The organism is Streptomyces sp. DSM 41931 (assembly GCF_050271085.1).
Classification (GTDB): Bacteria; Actinomycetota; Actinomycetes; order Streptomycetales; family Streptomycetaceae; genus Streptomyces; species Streptomyces albogriseolus.
In genome coordinates this window covers 1523201-1537894 of the sequence record NZ_CP189902.1, presented here as the reverse complement: position 1 = coordinate 1537894, position 14694 = coordinate 1523201, and the positions used below count along the sequence as shown (strand labels likewise).

The 14694-nt window shown below is 70.9% G+C and carries 14 protein-coding genes; 10 read left to right on the top strand and 4 right to left on the bottom strand.

Annotated elements, in window-relative coordinates; genetic code table 11:
* Positions 1-28: 28 nt before the first annotated feature.
* Complete coding sequence (tkt, locus tag ACP7TJ_RS07350; protein ID WP_376724938.1) at positions 29-2116, bottom strand: transketolase; 2088 nt, start codon at positions 2114-2116, stop codon at positions 29-31.
* 341 nt (positions 2117-2457) lie between these two features.
* Here tkt and ACP7TJ_RS07345 point away from each other — a divergent pair, with 341 nt between their 5' ends.
* The 4 genes from ACP7TJ_RS07345 (at position 2458) to ACP7TJ_RS07330 (ending at position 5843) form a co-directional block, all read left to right on the top strand.
* Positions 2458-3411: a heme o synthase gene (locus ACP7TJ_RS07345; protein WP_427762528.1), complete on the top strand. Its 954-nt coding sequence runs from the start codon at positions 2458-2460 to the stop codon at positions 3409-3411.
* A 93-nt stretch (positions 3412-3504) separates the two neighbouring features.
* The gene (locus tag ACP7TJ_RS07340; RefSeq protein WP_033275712.1) at positions 3505-3837 is read left to right on the top strand and encodes a hypothetical protein; all 333 of its coding nucleotides are present in this window, start codon (positions 3505-3507) and stop codon (positions 3835-3837) included.
* 84 nt (positions 3838-3921) lie between these two features.
* Positions 3922-5028 carry an amidohydrolase family protein gene (locus ACP7TJ_RS07335; protein WP_427762526.1) on the top strand — a complete coding sequence of 369 codons (1107 nt, stop codon included), beginning with the start codon at positions 3922-3924 and terminating at the stop codon, positions 5026-5028.
* Positions 5029-5105: 77 nt separating this feature from the next.
* Positions 5106-5843, top strand: a complete 738-nt coding sequence (locus ACP7TJ_RS07330; protein WP_266396171.1) for a nucleotidyltransferase domain-containing protein — start codon at positions 5106-5108, stop codon at positions 5841-5843.
* On the opposite strand, the gene ACP7TJ_RS07325 is transcribed toward ACP7TJ_RS07330, so the two are convergent.
* From ACP7TJ_RS07325 to ACP7TJ_RS07315, 3 genes are all read right to left on the bottom strand, one after another.
* The gene (locus ACP7TJ_RS07325) at positions 5801-6829 is read right to left on the bottom strand and encodes a COX15/CtaA family protein (protein ID WP_376724936.1); all 1029 of its coding nucleotides are present in this window, start codon (positions 6827-6829) and stop codon (positions 5801-5803) included. The two genes, ACP7TJ_RS07330 and ACP7TJ_RS07325, sit on opposite strands and share 43 nt — an antisense overlap.
* Positions 6830-6884: 55 nt before the next feature.
* Entirely contained in the window at positions 6885-7655 is a 771-nt protein-coding gene (locus ACP7TJ_RS07320) for an ABC transporter permease (RefSeq protein WP_193460499.1), read from the bottom strand.
* 88 nt (positions 7656-7743) lie between these two features.
* Positions 7744-8667 carry an ABC transporter ATP-binding protein gene (locus ACP7TJ_RS07315; RefSeq protein ID WP_093767563.1) on the bottom strand — a complete coding sequence of 308 codons (924 nt, stop codon included), beginning with the start codon at positions 8665-8667 and terminating at the stop codon, positions 7744-7746.
* A 289-nt stretch (positions 8668-8956) separates the two neighbouring features.
* Between ACP7TJ_RS07315 and ACP7TJ_RS07310 the strand changes: the two genes are divergently transcribed.
* From ACP7TJ_RS07310 to ACP7TJ_RS07285, 6 genes are all read left to right on the top strand, one after another.
* A complete protein-coding gene (locus ACP7TJ_RS07310; protein WP_093767564.1) occupies positions 8957-9670 on the top strand; it encodes a helix-turn-helix transcriptional regulator in 714 nt (237 codons plus the stop codon).
* Positions 9667-11088 (top strand): Fe-S cluster assembly protein SufB, encoded by a 1422-nt coding sequence (gene sufB / locus ACP7TJ_RS07305; protein ID WP_093767565.1) that lies wholly within the window; start codon positions 9667-9669, stop codon positions 11086-11088. The genes ACP7TJ_RS07310 and sufB overlap by 4 nt, the downstream gene beginning before the upstream one ends.
* 79 nt (positions 11089-11167) lie before the next feature.
* Positions 11168-12352, top strand: coding sequence for a Fe-S cluster assembly protein SufD (gene sufD, locus ACP7TJ_RS07300; protein WP_093767566.1), 1185 nt, complete (start codon positions 11168-11170; stop codon positions 12350-12352).
* The gene (locus ACP7TJ_RS07295; RefSeq protein WP_093767567.1) at positions 12349-12666 is read left to right on the top strand and encodes a non-heme iron oxygenase ferredoxin subunit; all 318 of its coding nucleotides are present in this window, start codon (positions 12349-12351) and stop codon (positions 12664-12666) included. The genes sufD and ACP7TJ_RS07295 overlap by 4 nt, the downstream gene beginning before the upstream one ends.
* A 7-nt stretch (positions 12667-12673) precedes the next feature.
* Positions 12674-13438, top strand: coding sequence for a Fe-S cluster assembly ATPase SufC (sufC, locus tag ACP7TJ_RS07290; protein ID WP_048458428.1), 765 nt, complete (start codon positions 12674-12676; stop codon positions 13436-13438).
* A complete protein-coding gene (locus ACP7TJ_RS07285; RefSeq protein ID WP_266545348.1) occupies positions 13435-14691 on the top strand; it encodes a cysteine desulfurase in 1257 nt (418 codons plus the stop codon). The genes sufC and ACP7TJ_RS07285 overlap by 4 nt, the downstream gene beginning before the upstream one ends.
* The last annotated feature ends 3 nt before the right edge of the window (positions 14692-14694 follow it).

Sequence of the window (14694 nt, the reverse complement as noted above, 5' to 3'; positions counted from 1 at the left end):
TCCATCTCCTACGTGTCGTGTATGAGCGTCAGCGCCGGGCGGCGGCGATCGATTCCCGCGCGACGGCGGCCACGTTGTCGGCGGTGAAGCCGTACTCCTGGAACAGCACCTTGCCGTCTGCGGAGGCGCCGAAGTGCTCCAGCGAGACGATGCGGCCGGCGTCGCCCACGTACTTGTGCCAGGTGAGGCCGATCCCCGCCTCGACGGCCACGCGCGCCTTCACGGACGGCGGCAGGACGCTGTCCCGGTACCCCTGGTCCTGCTCCTCGAACCACTCCACGGACGGCATGGACACGACGCGCGTGGGCACGCCGTCGGCCTGGAGCCGCTCCCGTGCCTCGACGGCGACGTGCACCTCGGACCCGGTGGCGATCAGGATCACCTCGGGCTCGCCGCCCTCGGCCTCGAACAGCACATAACCGCCGCGGGCCGCGTTCTCGTCGGGCTCGTACGTCGGCACACCCTGGCGGGTGAGCGCCAGACCGTGCGGCGCGCCCTTGCCGAACTCCTTGGTCCAGCGCTTGAGGATCTCGCGCCAGGCGATCGCGGTCTCGTTCGCGTCGGCCGGGCGGACCACGTTCAGGCCGGGGATGGCGCGCAGCGACGCGAGGTGCTCGACCGGCTGGTGGGTCGGGCCGTCCTCACCGAGGCCGATGGAGTCGTGCGTCCACACGTACGTCACCGGCAGGTGCATCAGCGCCGACAGACGGACGGCGTTGCGCATGTAGTCCGAGAACACCAGGAAGGTGCCGCCGTAGACGCGGGTGTTGCCGTGCAGCGCGATGCCGTTCATCTCCGCGGCCATGGAGTGCTCGCGGATGCCGAAGTGGATCGTGCGGCCGTACGGGTTCGCCTCCGGCAGCGGGTTGTCCGCCGGGAGGAACGACGACGTCTTGTCGATCGTGGTGTTGTTGGAGCCGGCGAGGTCGGCCGAGCCGCCCCACAGCTCCGGGATCACCGCGCCGAGCGCCTGCAGCACCTTGCCGGACGCGGCGCGGGTGGCGACGCCCTTGCCCGGCTCGAACACCGGCAGCGCGTCCTGCCAGCCCTTGGGCAGCTCGCCCGCGGCGATGCGGTCGTACTCGGCGGCGCGCTCGGGGTTGTTGTCCCGCCACTGCTGGAAGGACTTCTCCCACACGGCGCGCGCGGCCTGGCCGCGCTCCAGCGCCTTGCGGGTGTGCGCGATGACCTCGTCGGCGACCTCGAAGGTCTGCTCCGGGTCGAAGCCGAGGACCCGCTTGGTGGCCGCGACCTCGTCGTCGCCGAGCGCCGAGCCGTGCGCGGCCTCGGTGTTCTGCGCGTTCGGCGCGGGCCAGGCGATGATCGAGCGCATCGCGATGAAGGACGGCCGGTCGGTGACCTTCTTCGCCTCCTGGACCGCGTCGTAGATCGCGTTCGGGTCCAGGTCGCCGTCGGGCTTCGGGGCCACGCGCTGCACGTGCCAGCCGTACGCCTCGTACCGCTTGACCGTGTCCTCGGAGACGGCCGTCTCGGTGTCGCCCTCGATCGAGATGTGGTTGTCGTCCCACAGCAGGATCAGGTTGCCGAGCTTCTGGTGCCCGGCCAGCGAGGACGCCTCGGCGGAGATGCCCTCCTGGAGGCAGCCGTCACCGGCGATGCAGTAGATGTAGTGGTCGAACGGGGACTCCCCGGCGGGGGCGTCCGGGTCGAACAGCCCGCGCTCGTAGCGGGCGGCCATCGCCATGCCCACCGCGTTGGCGACACCCTGGCCGAGCGGGCCGGTCGTGGTCTCCACGCCCGTGGTGTGCCCGTACTCCGGGTGGCCCGGGGTCTTCGAGCCCCAGGTGCGGAAGGACTTCAGGTCGTCCAGCTCCAGGCCGAAGCCGGCCAGGTAGAGCTGGGTGTAGAGGGTCAGGGACGAGTGGCCGGCGGACAGCACGAAGCGGTCACGCCCGACCCAGTCGGCCTCCGCCGGGTCGTGCCGCATCACCTTCTGGAAGAGGGTGTAGGCGGCAGGCGCCAGGCTCATCGCCGTACCCGGATGGCCGTTGCCGACCTTCTGTACGGCATCGGCGGCCAGGACGCGGGCGGTGTCGACGGCCCGCTGGTCCAGCTCGGTCCACTCGAGGTCTGTGGTGGTCGGCTTTGTGCTCACCCTGAGTCAGGGCTCCTCTCCACATGTCGGATGCCGGTGACTGCCCACCGGCGTGGTCGAGCCTACCCCCGTAGGACGTGCCTTTTTCCGGGTCGTTCCAGAGTGCGGGCACTCCCCGGGATCCGCTTCCTGACCGGTGAGTTTCCGCATTCGGCAGATGAATACGGAGCCGCTCATCCGCGTGCTCAATCGAGCCTCGGGACGCACCTCGGAGAGGGGGCCGCCAACACGACCGGACCCCCGCGAATGCCGGGGTCTGGGCAACGTCTAGAGTGGCGTGGTACGCGCGAGCCTTTACCGGCACTTCACAGGGAAAGGCTCGCTGGGATGTCTCTGTAGGGGTGTGCGTGACGGCCGTTGAATCCCGCCCGGCGGGGGTTTTGGGGACGAGTCAGAGCCCTGCGCACCGGCCGTTCCGGGCCCGTGTGACGGCATTCGTGGCTCTCACCAAGCCGCGGATCATCGAACTGCTGCTCATCACCACCGTCCCGGTGATGTTCCTGGCGCAGCAGGGCGTGCCCGACCTGACGCTCGTGCTGCTGACCTGCGTCGGCGGCTATCTGTCGGCCGGCGGGGCCAACGCGCTCAACATGTACATCGACCGCGACATCGACGCGCTGATGGACCGCACCTCGCAGCGCCCGCTGGTGACCGGCATGGTCAGCCCGCGCGAGGCCCTGGTCTTCGGCATCACCTTGGCGGTCGTCTCCACGCTGCTGTTCGGCCTGACCGTCAACTGGCTGTCCGCCTGGCTGTCCCTCGGCGCGCTCATCTTCTACGTCGTCGTCTACACGATGATCCTCAAGCGCCGCACCGCGCAGAACATCGTGTGGGGCGGCATCGCGGGCTGCATGCCGGTGCTGATCGGCTGGTCCGCCGTCACCAACTCGATGTCCTGGGCCCCGGTCGTCCTCTTCCTCGTCATCTTCTTCTGGACGCCGCCGCACTACTGGCCGCTGTCCATGAAGGTGAAGGAGGACTACGCGCGCGTGGGCGTGCCGATGCTGCCGGTCGTCGCCGGCAACAAGGCGGTCGCCCGGCAGATCGTCCTCTACAGCTGGGTGATGGTCGGCGTGTCGCTGCTGCTCACCCCGATGGGCTACACCGGCTGGTTCTACACCGCGGTCGCCGTGGCGGCCGGCGGCTGGTGGCTGTGGGAGGCGCACGCGCTGCTGAACCGCGCCAAGGCCGAGGTGACGGGCGCCAAGCTCAAGGAGATGCGCCTCTTCCACTGGTCCATCACCTACGTCTCGCTGCTCTTCGTCGCCATCGCGGTGGACCCGTTCCTGCGCTGAGACACCTCCGGCACGCCCACGGGCGGGGCACGTGGCCAAGGCCACGGACCCCGCCCGTCGCCGTTCGATCTACCCGTCGGTAGCATCCTGCTCATGGCAGACACGCAGCAGGTGGACCCGAAGGACGGGCAGAAGGCGGCCCGGCTCGCCAAGCGGATCGGCGGCTACGCCAAGGAGCACGGCGGCGCCGAGGGGCACGTGGAGTACCTCGGACAGCGCGGCGCCCGGATCGTCCTCGTCGGCGAGGACGGCGCCTGGGGGGACGTCCACGCGCCCTCCATGGAGATCGCCCGGCTGGCCGTGGAGAAGGCGGGCATCACCGTCCACGAGCAGTTCGACGGCGACTTCGCCGCCAAGGTGAGGACCGGCCCGTACGAGTGGAGCCGCATGGCGGGCATCCAGGTCGGCGGCCCCTCCAACGACTGACCGCCCCTCGGGCAACACCTCTTCACCGGTTCACCCGTTAGGACCTGTAGGCAGCGACAGCGTCCACACGGGGAGAGCCCGGAGATGATCGACCCGCCGTCCCTCGTGGACCAGTACTGCCACGGCGTACTGCGCACGGAGCTGGGCCTCGGCACGTTCGAGGCCCAGCTGGCCCGCACCGAGGGACCGCCGGCGCCCGGCACCACCCTCTTCGACACCCAGACCGGGTTCGCGGTGCGCCGCTGGTGCCCGCCGCTGCTCGGTCTGGAACCGCACTGTCCGCCCTCCCGCTATCTCGCACGCCGCCGTGAGCTCGGCACGGTCGAGGCGGGCCGCCGGCTGCTGCGGGGCAGCGGCATCACCGCCTACCTCGTCGACACCGGCCTGCCCGGCGACCTCACCGGCCCCGACGAGCTGGCCCGCGCCGGCCAGGCCGAGGCGCACGAGATCGTCCGCCTGGAGCAGCTCGCCGAACAGGTCGCCGACACCTCCGGCACCGTCGAGTCCCTCCTCGCCAACCTCGCCGAGTCGGTGCACGCCGCCGCCGCGCACGCGGTCGCCTTCACCTCCGTCGCCGGACTGCGTCACGGTCTCGCGCTCGCCCCCGAGCCGCCCGAGGCGGGGGAGGTGCGCGGTGCGGCCGGACGCTGGCTGGCCGCGCGCGGCGCCGGGGACCGGCTGACCGACCCGGTGCTGCTGCGCCACCTGCTGTGGATCGCCGTGGCCTCGGGACTGCCGCTCCAGCTGCACGCCGGGCTGGGCGCCCCGGGCGCGCGCGTCGACCGCACCGACCCGGTGCTGCTCACCGACTTCGTCCGGGCCACCGCCGGGCTCGGCACCGATCTCGTGCTGCTGCACGGCTACCCGTACCACCGGCACGCCGCCCATCTGACGGGCGTCTTCCCGCACGTCTACGCCGACTGCGGCGCCGCCCTGGTCCGCACCGGCGCCCGCGCGGCGACCGTCCTCGCGGAGGTGCTGGAGCTCGCCCCCTTCGGCAAGATCCTCTTCTCAAGCGGCGCCCGCGGCCTGCCCGAGCTGCACGTTGTCGGCGCCCACCTCTTCCGCGAGGCCCTCGCCCGGGTCCTCGGCGGCTGGGTCTCCGAGGGCGCCTGGTCCCTCGACGACGCCCGGCGCGTCGCCACGATGATCGCCTCCGGCAACGCGGCACGGGTGTACGGCCTCGACTGACGCGGAAGGCGCGGGCCGGGTCCACGGCCTGCCCGGAACACGACGTCCGGGGGAGTGCCCGGGTGGAGACTGGGCGGATGCAGCAGACCGACGCCCTGCTCGACCGCTTCCTCACCGGGCTCGCGCCCCTGTCCCCGGTCGCCGTGTGGGCGCACGGCTCACTGGCCGCGGGCGACTACGTCGAGGGCCGCAGCGACCTGGACCTGATCGCGGTCCTGCCGCCTCCGACCGGCCCGCGCACGGTGTGGCGGCTCGCCGTCCTGCACGCCCGGCTGCGCGCCGAACCGCTCGCGGACGGGCTCCACTGCACGTATCTCACCCCCGGGACCGCCGCGGGCGCGGAGCGGCGCCACCTCACATGGGCGCACGAGCGGCTGTTCCGGCGCACCGTCACCCCGGTCACCCGCACGGAGCTGCACACCTTCGGCCGGGTGCTGCGCGGGGCGCCGCCCGCCGACGTCCTGCCGCCGGTGCCGGACGGTGAGCTCGCCGCGTTCGTGCTGCGGGACCAGCGCGACTACTGGCGGCCGCATGCGGACCGGACCGATCTCTGGACCCGGGACGTATGGGTCGACCTCGGGATGCTGACCCACGCGCGGGCCGCCGTCACCCTCCGGGAGGGTCGTCTGATCAGCAAGCGGGAGGCGCTGGACGTGCTGCCCGGCCTCGGCGCGCCCGAGGAGGTCGTCGAGGACATCCGCGCACGCCGCTACGGCGGACCGGTCGCGGCCGACGCGGCGTGGCCGCAGCGGCGTGCCGGGCTCGTGCGGAGTTACCTGGGGCCGGCGATCGACGCGCTGGTGGCCGGTTCCTGAGCCGGCACGGGCGTGGCCGCCGGGGCCGCCTCCTCCGGGCGTTCGCGGAGGGAGAGCAGGACGCGCAGCACCCAGATCCACATCACGCACGAGCCGAACATGTGCGCCCCCACCAGGACCTCGGGCAGGTCGGTGAAGTACTGCACATAGCCGATCACGCCCTGCGCCAGCAGGATCAGGAACAGCTCACGGGTGCGGGCCGGCGGCCCCTCGGGGGCGTCCACGGCCTTCAGCACGAACCACAGGGCGAAGGTCAGCGTCACCACGATCCACGCCAGCACGGCGTGCAGCTTGGTGACCGCCTCCCAGTCGACCGGCATCCGCGGGACCTCGCTGGAGTCGCCCGCGTGCGGGCCCGCGCCGGTCACCACCGTGCCGACCGCGATCAGCAGCACGGACGCGGCCACCAGGAACCACACCAGCTGCACCACGGCCTTGCCGACCAGCGGCCGCGGCTCGGCGTCACCCTCGCGGGCGCGCTGCCACATCACCGTGGCGACCGCGATCAGCGCCGAGGACAGCAGGAAGTGCGCCGCGACCGTGTACGGGTTCAGACCGACCAGCACCACGATGCCGCCGAGCACCGCGTTGCCCATCACGATCCAGAACTGCGCCCAGCCCAGCCGGGTGAGGCTGCGCCGGTACGGCTTCTGCGAGCGCGCGGCGACGATCGCCCAGCCGACGGCGGCGCACAGCACGTAGGTCAGCAGGCGGTTGCCGAACTCGATGACGCCGTGCAGGCCCATCTCGCTGGTGGTGGTGAGCGAGTCGTCGGTGCACTTGGGCCAGGTCGGGCAGCCCAGGCCGGAACCGGTCAGCCGGACCGCGCCGCCGGTGACCACGATGACCACCGACATGACGAGCGCGGCGAGGGCCGCGCGGCGGACGGTCCGGGGGTCCGGGGTCCAGCGGGCGGCGATGAAGGCGAGCGGGTTGCGCAGGGCCGCCTGGGCGTCGGCGCGGGTCACGTTTGGCACGCGTCCCATCGTAGGCGTCCGCTTGTGCACGCTTTCACGAGGGTCGGTTCCGGTCATCGCACACCTACTCCCAGCGGAAGAACGCGCCGGCGGCCGCGAGCCCCGCGACCGCCCAGGCGGTGAGGATCCCCAGGTCGGCCCAGGGCATTCCGGCGCCGTGCTGGAGCACGTCCCGCAGGCCCTCCGACAGCGCGGCGATGGGCAGCAGGCCCAGCACGTCCTGCGCCGCGTCGGGGAACTTGTCCAGCGGCACGACCACCCCGCCGCCGACGAGCAGCAGCAGGAAGACCAGGTTGGCGGCGGCGAGGGTGGCCTCCGCCTTGAGCGTGCCGGCCATGAGGAGCCCGAGCCCGGAGAAGGCGGCCGTGCCCAGCGCCAGCAGGGCGACCACCGCGAGGGCGCTGCCCCGCGGGTCCCAGCCGAGCAGCAGCGCGATCACGGTCAGCAGCACCACCTGGAGCACCTCGGTGACCAGCACCGAAAGCGTCTTGGCGGTCATCAGCCCCCAGCGCGGCAGCGGGGAGGCGGCGAGCCGCTTCAGCACGCCGTAGCGGCGTTCGAAGCCGGTCGCGATGGCCTGCCCGGTGAACGCGGTCGACATCACCGCGAGCGCGAGGACGCCGGGCGCGAGGAAGTCCACCGCCGCGCCGTCGCCGGTGTCCACCACGTCCACGGTGCTGAACAGCACCAGCAGCAGGGTGGGGATGATCACGGTGAGCAGCAGCTGCTCGCCGTTGCGCAGCAGCATCTTCGTCTCGAGCACCGCCTGCGCGGCGATCATGCGGGCCGGCGGCGCCGCGCCCGGCTGCGGAGAGTAGATCCCGGTGGCCGTCACGAACGCAGCTCCTTGCCCGTCAGCTCCAGGCTGTGCCTTCCCGGGGGCCAACCCCCGGACCCCCGGCCGGTCTCGGGGTGATGCGTGATCACGAACGCAGCTCCTTGCCCGTCAGCTCCAGAAACACGTCTTCGAGGGTGTGGCGCTCCACCGAGATGCGGTCCGGCAGGACGCCGTGCTGCGCGCACCAGGACGTCACCGTGGCGAGCAATTGCGGGTCGACCTTGCCGGTGACCCGGTACGAGCCCGGCGTCGCCTCGGCGGCCGACGCGTCGGAGGGCAGCGCCTTCAGCAGGGAGGCCACGTCCAGTCCGGGCCGCCCGGAGAAGCGCAGGGTGTTCTCGGCGCCGCCCCGGCACAGCTCCTCGGGGGAACCCTGGGCGACGACCCGGCCGGCGTCGATGATCGCCACGTCGTCGGCGAGCTGCTCGGCCTCGTCCATGTAGTGCGTGGTGAGGACGACGGAGACGCCGTCGTCGCGCAGGTCGCGGACCAGGTCCCAGGTGGCGTGGCGGGCCTGCGGGTCGAGGCCGGCGGTCGGCTCGTCCAGGAACACCAGTTCCGGGCGGCCCACCACGGCCATCGCCAGCGCGAGCCGCTGCTGCTGTCCGCCGGACAGCCGCCGGTACGCCGTACGGCCGCAGGAGCCGAGACCCAGGCGTTCGATCAGCGCGTCCACGTCCAGCGGGCGCGCGTGCAGCTTCGCCACGTGCCGCAGCATCTCGTCGGCCCGCGCCCCCGCGTACACGCCGCCGGACTGGAGCATCACGCCGATACGGGGCCGCAGCGCCGCCGACTCGCGGACCGGGTCGAGACCCAGGACGCGCACCGTGCCGGAGTCCGGCCGCCGGTACCCCTCGCAGATCTCGACCGTGGTGGTCTTGCCCGCTCCGTTGGGGCCGAGCACGGCGGTCACGCCCTGCCGGGCCGCCAGGTCGAGGCCGTCCACCGCGGTCTTCGTGCCGTACCGCTTCACCAGGGCCTGCACCTGGACCACGGGCTCACTTCGCATGGGTCATGAGTCTAGGGAGCCTCCGAGGGGTCCGGGCCCGGGGGTGCGGGAAGCCGGCCGGACGGGAAACGCGGTCTTGCGCGGACCGTCCGGAGTGTGCTGCGGAACGGCAAGTGCGCCGGTCGGAGGGGGTGCGGGCGGTGCCGACGGGGTGCTCAGGGGCGGCCCGGTCCGATCGATCAAAGATCGTTTCCGCAGGTCAGATTAGGTTCACCTAAGTGATGCAGGGCACTGCGGGCCGTCCGGGCACGGCTTGCCGGGCTCCGACGAATTACGCAACAATGGCGTTGTGAAAAACGTTGGCGAGGCGTCCCACGAGGATCTGGCAACCGGTGAGCGGTCCACCCGCAACCGCGTCGCCCGCTCCATCCTGGACCACGGCCCGTCGACCGTCGCCGAACTGGCCGGGCGGCTCAAGCTCACCCAGGCGGCCGTGCGCCGCCACCTCGACGCCCTGGCCGCGGACAACGTCGTGGAGGCCCGCGACCGTCGCGTCTACGGCACGCGCTCGCGCGGACGTCCGGCCAAGGTGTTCGCCCTGACCGACTGCGGCCGGGACGCCTTCGACCAGTCCTACGACAAGCTCGCGGTGGACGCGCTGCGCTGGATCGGCGAGCGGGAGGGCGGCAGCGAGGCCATCGCCGCGTTCGCCCGGGCCCGGATCACCGCCCAGGCGGGCGCCTACCGCAAGGCCGTCGAGGCCGTACCGCCGGAGCAGCGCACGGAGGCACTGGCCAAGGCGCTCAGCGCGGACGGGTACGCTGCGACCGCGCGCAGCGCACCGGTCGGCGAGCAGCTCTGCCAGCACCACTGCCCGGTCGCCCACGCCGCCGAACAGTTCCCACAGCTGTGCGAGGCCGAGACGGAATTTTTCGCCGAGCTTCTCGGTACGCACGTACAGCGGCTGGCGACGATCGCGCACGGCGACGGCGTCTGCACGACGTTCATCCCCAAGATTTCCCACAACGCATCTGCAAGCACGTCCGGGAGGAACCCCGCATGACTCTCCCCACGGAGACTGCCCACCCCGAGCTGGAGGGTCTGGGCACCTACGAATACGGCTGGGCCGACCGTGACGAGGCCGGTGCGTCGGCGCGCCGCGGCCTGAACGAGGAAGTCGTCCGGGACATCTCCTCGAAGAAGGACGAGCCGGAGTGGATGACGAAGCTCCGCCTCAAGGGCCTGCGCCTGTTCGAGAAGAAGCCCATGCCGAACTGGGGCTCCGACCTCTCCGGCATCGACTTCGACAACATCAAGTACTTCGTGCGGTCGACGGAGAAGCAGGCGGAGTCCTGGGAGGACCTCCCCGAGGACATCAAGAACACCTACGACAAGCTGGGCATCCCCGAGGCCGAGAAGAAGCGCCTCGTCGCCGGTGTGGCCGCCCAGTACGAGTCGGAGGTCGTCTACCACCAGATCCGCGAGGACCTGGAGGAGCAGGGCGTCATCTTCCTCGACACCGACACCGCCCTGAAGGAGCACCCGGAGCTCTTCAAGGAGTACTTCGGCACGGTCATCCCCGCCGGTGACAACAAGTTCGCCGCGCTGAACACCGCGGTGTGGTCCGGCGGCTCCTTCATCTACGTCCCGCCGGGCGTGCACGTCGAGATCCCGCTCCAGGCCTACTTCCGGATCAACACCGAGAACATGGGCCAGTTCGAGCGGACCCTGATCATCGTCGACGAGGGCGCCTACGTGCACTACGTCGAGGGCTGCACCGCGCCGATCTACAAGTCGGACTCGCTGCACTCCGCGGTCGTCGAGATCATCGTCAAGAAGAACGCCCGCTGCCGCTACACGACCATCCAGAACTGGTCGAACAACGTCTACAACCTGGTCACCAAGCGCGCCGTCGCCTACGAGGGCGCCACCATGGAGTGGGTCGACGGCAACATCGGCTCCAAGGTGACGATGAAGTACCCGGCCGTCTACCTGATGGGCGAGCACGCCAAGGGCGAGACCCTGTCCATCGCCTTCGCGGGCGAGGGCCAGCACCAGGACGCCGGCGCCAAGATGGTCCACATGGCCCCCAACACCTCGTCGAACATCGTCTCCAAGTCGGTGGCGCGCGGCGGCGGCCGGACCTCCTACCGCGGTCTCATCGAGATCGGCGAGGGCGCCCCGGGCTCCAAGTCCAACGTGCTGTGCGACGCGCTGCTGGTGGACACCATCTCCCGCTCGGACACCTACCCCTACGTGGACGTCCGCGAGGACGACGTGTCCATGGGCCACGAGGCGACCGTCTCCAAGGTCTCCGAGGACCAGCTCTTCTACCTGATGAGCCGTGGTCTGTCCGAGGACGAGGCGATGGCGATGATCGTGCGCGGCTTCGTCGAGCCGATCGCCAAGGAACTGCCGATGGAGTACGCGCTGGAGCTCAACCGGCTGATCGAGCTGCAGATGGAAGGCGCGGTCGGCTGACACCGGCCAGGGGCGGCCACCGGCCGCCCCGCCGTTCCGTCAAGCCCCTTACGTAAGGAAAGCGAGCACTACGACAGCCATGGCTGAGGCTCAGAACATCCCGGTGGGCTCCACCACCGCCGGTTCGATCGCGGTCGCCGCGGAGTCGACCGTCGCGACCCGCATGAGCGCGCCCCCCTCCTTCGACGTGGCGGACTTCCCCGTCCCCCACGGCCGTGAGGAGGAGTGGCGGTTCACCCCGCTGGAGAGGCTGCGCGGGCTGCACGACGGCACCGCCGCCGCCACCGACGCGGGCGTCAAGGTCGCCGTCGAGGCGCCCGAGGGCGTCACCGTCGAGACCGTCGGCCGCGACGACGCCCGGCTCGGCCGCACCGGAGCCCCGGTGGACCGCGTCGCCGCCCAGGCGTACTCGGCCTTCACCCAGGCGTCGGTCGTGACCGTGCCGAAGGAGACCGTCCTCACCGAGCCGATCCGCATCGCGGTGCACGGCGAGGGCGGCACCGCCTACGGTCACCAGGTGATCGAGCTCGGCGCCTTCGCCGAGGCCCTCGTGGTCATCGACCACACCGGCGACGCGGTGCTCGCCGCCAACGTCGAGTACGTCCTCGGCGACGGCGCCAAGCTCACCGTCGTGTCCGTCCAGGACTGGGACGACACGTCCGTGCACGTCGCCCAGCACAACGCCCTCGTCGGCCGCGACGCCTCCTTCAAGTCGGTCGTGGTGACCTTCGGCGGCGACGTCGTCCGCCTGCACCCGCGCGTCACCTACGCGGGCACCGGCGGCGAGGCCGAGCTGTTCGGCCTGTACTTCACGGACGCCGGCCAGCACCAGGAGCACCGCCTCCTGGTCGACCACAACGTCCCGCACTGCACGTCGAACGTCGTCTACAAGGGCGCCCTCCAGGGCGACGACGCGCACGCCGTGTGGATCGGCGACGTGCTGATCGAGGCCAAGGCCGAGGGCACCGACACCTACGAGATGAACCGCAACCTCGTCCTCACCGACGGCGCGCGGGTCGACTCCGTGCCGAACCTGGAGATCGAGACCGGCGAGATCGTCGGCGCCGGCCACGCCTCCGCGACCGGCCGCTTCGACGACGAGCAGCTCTTCTACCTGATGGCCCGCGGCATCCCCGAGAAGGACGCCCGCCGTCTGGTGGTCCGGGGCTTCTTCGCCGAGCTGGTCCAGCAGATCGGCGTGCCCGACATCGAGGAGCGCCTGATCGCCAAGATCGAGGAGGAGCTGGAGGCCGCGGTCGCATGACCTTCGTACGCGTCTGCGGACTGAGCGAGCTGGAGGAGGACACCCCCAAGCGGGTGGAACTCGACGGCACGCCGGTCTCCGTCGTGCGCACCGAGGGAGAGGTGTTCGCGATCAACGACATCTGCTCCCACGCGAACGTGTCCCTCTCGGAGGGCGAAGTCGACGACTGCCACATCGAGTGCTGGCTGCACGGCTCGCGCTTCGACCTCCGTTCCGGCAAGCCCGACGCCCTCCCGGCGACGCGCCCCGTCCCCGTATACCCCGTAAAGATCGAAGGGGACGATGTGCTCGTCTCCCTCACCCAGGAGTCCTGAGGCACCCATGGCAACGCTTGAAATCCGAGACCTGCACGTCACCGTCGAGGCCGACAACGCCACGAAGGAGATCCTCAAGGGCGTCGACCTCACCGTGAAGCAGGGCGAGACGCACGCCATCATGGGCCCCAACGGCTCGGGCAAGTCGACCCTCGCCTACTCGCTCGCGGGTCACCCCAAGTACACGATCACGCAGGGCACCGTCACCCTCGACGGCGAGGACGTCCTGGAGATGTCCGTCGACGAGCGGGCCCGCGCCGGCCTGTTCCTCGCCATGCAGTACCCGGTCGAGGTCCCCGGCGTCTCCGTCTCCAACTTCCTGCGCACCTCCGCCACCGCCGTCCGCGGCGAGGCCCCCAAGCTGCGCACCTGGGTGAAGGAGGTCAAGGAGGCCATGGAGCGCCTCAACATGGACCCCGCCTTCGCCGAGCGCAACGTGAACGAGGGCTTCTCCGGCGGTGAGAAGAAGCGCCACGAGATCCTTCAGCTGGAGCTGCTCAAGCCGAAGATCGCCATCCTCGACGAGACCGACTCCGGCCTGGACGTCGACGCCCTGCGCGTCGTCTCCGAGGGCGTCAACCGCGTCCGCGAGTCCGGCCAGGTCGGCACCCTGCTGATCACGCATTACACGCGCATCCTGCGCTACATCAAGCCCGACCACGTCCACGTCTTCGCGGCCGGACGGATCGCCGAGTCCGGCGGCGCGGAGCTCGCCGACCAGCTCGAGGCAGAGGGCTACGACAAGTACGTGAAGGGTGGCGCATCCGAGTGACACAGCTGCCGGGCCTCCTCGACACCGAGGCGATCCGCAAGGACTTCCCCATCCTGGACCGGCAGGTCCACGACGGGCGCAAGCTCGTGTACCTGGACAACGCGGCGACCAGCCAGAAGCCGCGCCAGGTGCTGGACGCCCTCGGCGAGTACTACGAGCGCTACAACGCCAACGTCCACCGCGGTGTGCATGTGCTCGCCGAGGAGGCCACGGCGCTGTACGAGGGTGCGCGCGACAAGGTCGCGGAGTTCGTCAACGCTCCCTCGCGCGACGAGGTGATCTTCACCAAGAACGCCTCCGAGTCGCTCAACCTCGTGGCCAACATGCTCGGCTGGGCCGACGAGCCCTACCGGGTGGACCACGAGACCGAGATCGTCATCACGGAGATGGAGCACCACTCCAACATCGTGCCGTGGCAGCTGCTCGCGCAGCGCACGGGCGCGAAGCTCAAGTGGTTCGGCCTCACCGACGACGGCCGGCTCGACCTGTCGAACATCGACGAGATCATCACCGAGAAGACGAAGATCGTCTCCTTCGTGCTGGTCTCCAACATCCTGGGCACGGTCAACCCGGTCGAGGCCATCGTGCGCCGCGCCCAGGAGGTCGGCGCCCTGGTGTGCGTCGACGCCTCCCAGGCCGCGCCGCACATGCCGCTGGACGTCCAGGCCCTCCAGGCCGACTTCGTGGCCTTCACCGGCCACAAGATGTGCGGCCCGACCGGCATCGGCGTTCTGTGGGGCCGCCAGGAGCTGCTGGAGGACCTGCCTCCGTTCCTCGGCGGCGGCGAGATGATCGAGACCGTGTCGATGAGCTCGTCGACGTACGCGCCCGCCCCGCACAAGTTCGAGGCGGGTACCCCGCCGATCGCCCAGGCGGTCGGGCTCGGCGCGGCGATCGACTACCTGTCGGGCATCGGCATGGACAAGATCCTCGCGCACGAGCACGCCATCACCGAGTACGCCGTCAAGCGGCTCCTCGAGGTGCCGGACCTGCGCATCATCGGTCCGGCCACCGCCGAGGACCGCGGCGCCGCGATCTCCTTCACCCTCGGGGACATCCACCCGCACGACGTGGGCCAGGTCCTCGACGAGCAGGGCATCGCGGTCCGGGTCGGACACCACTGCGCCCGCCCCGTCTGCCTGCGGTACGGAATTCCTGCGACCACGCGGGCGTCGTTCTATCTGTACTCCACGTCGGCGGACATCGACGCGCTGGTCGACGGTCTGGAGCACGTACGGAACTTCTTCGGATGAGGG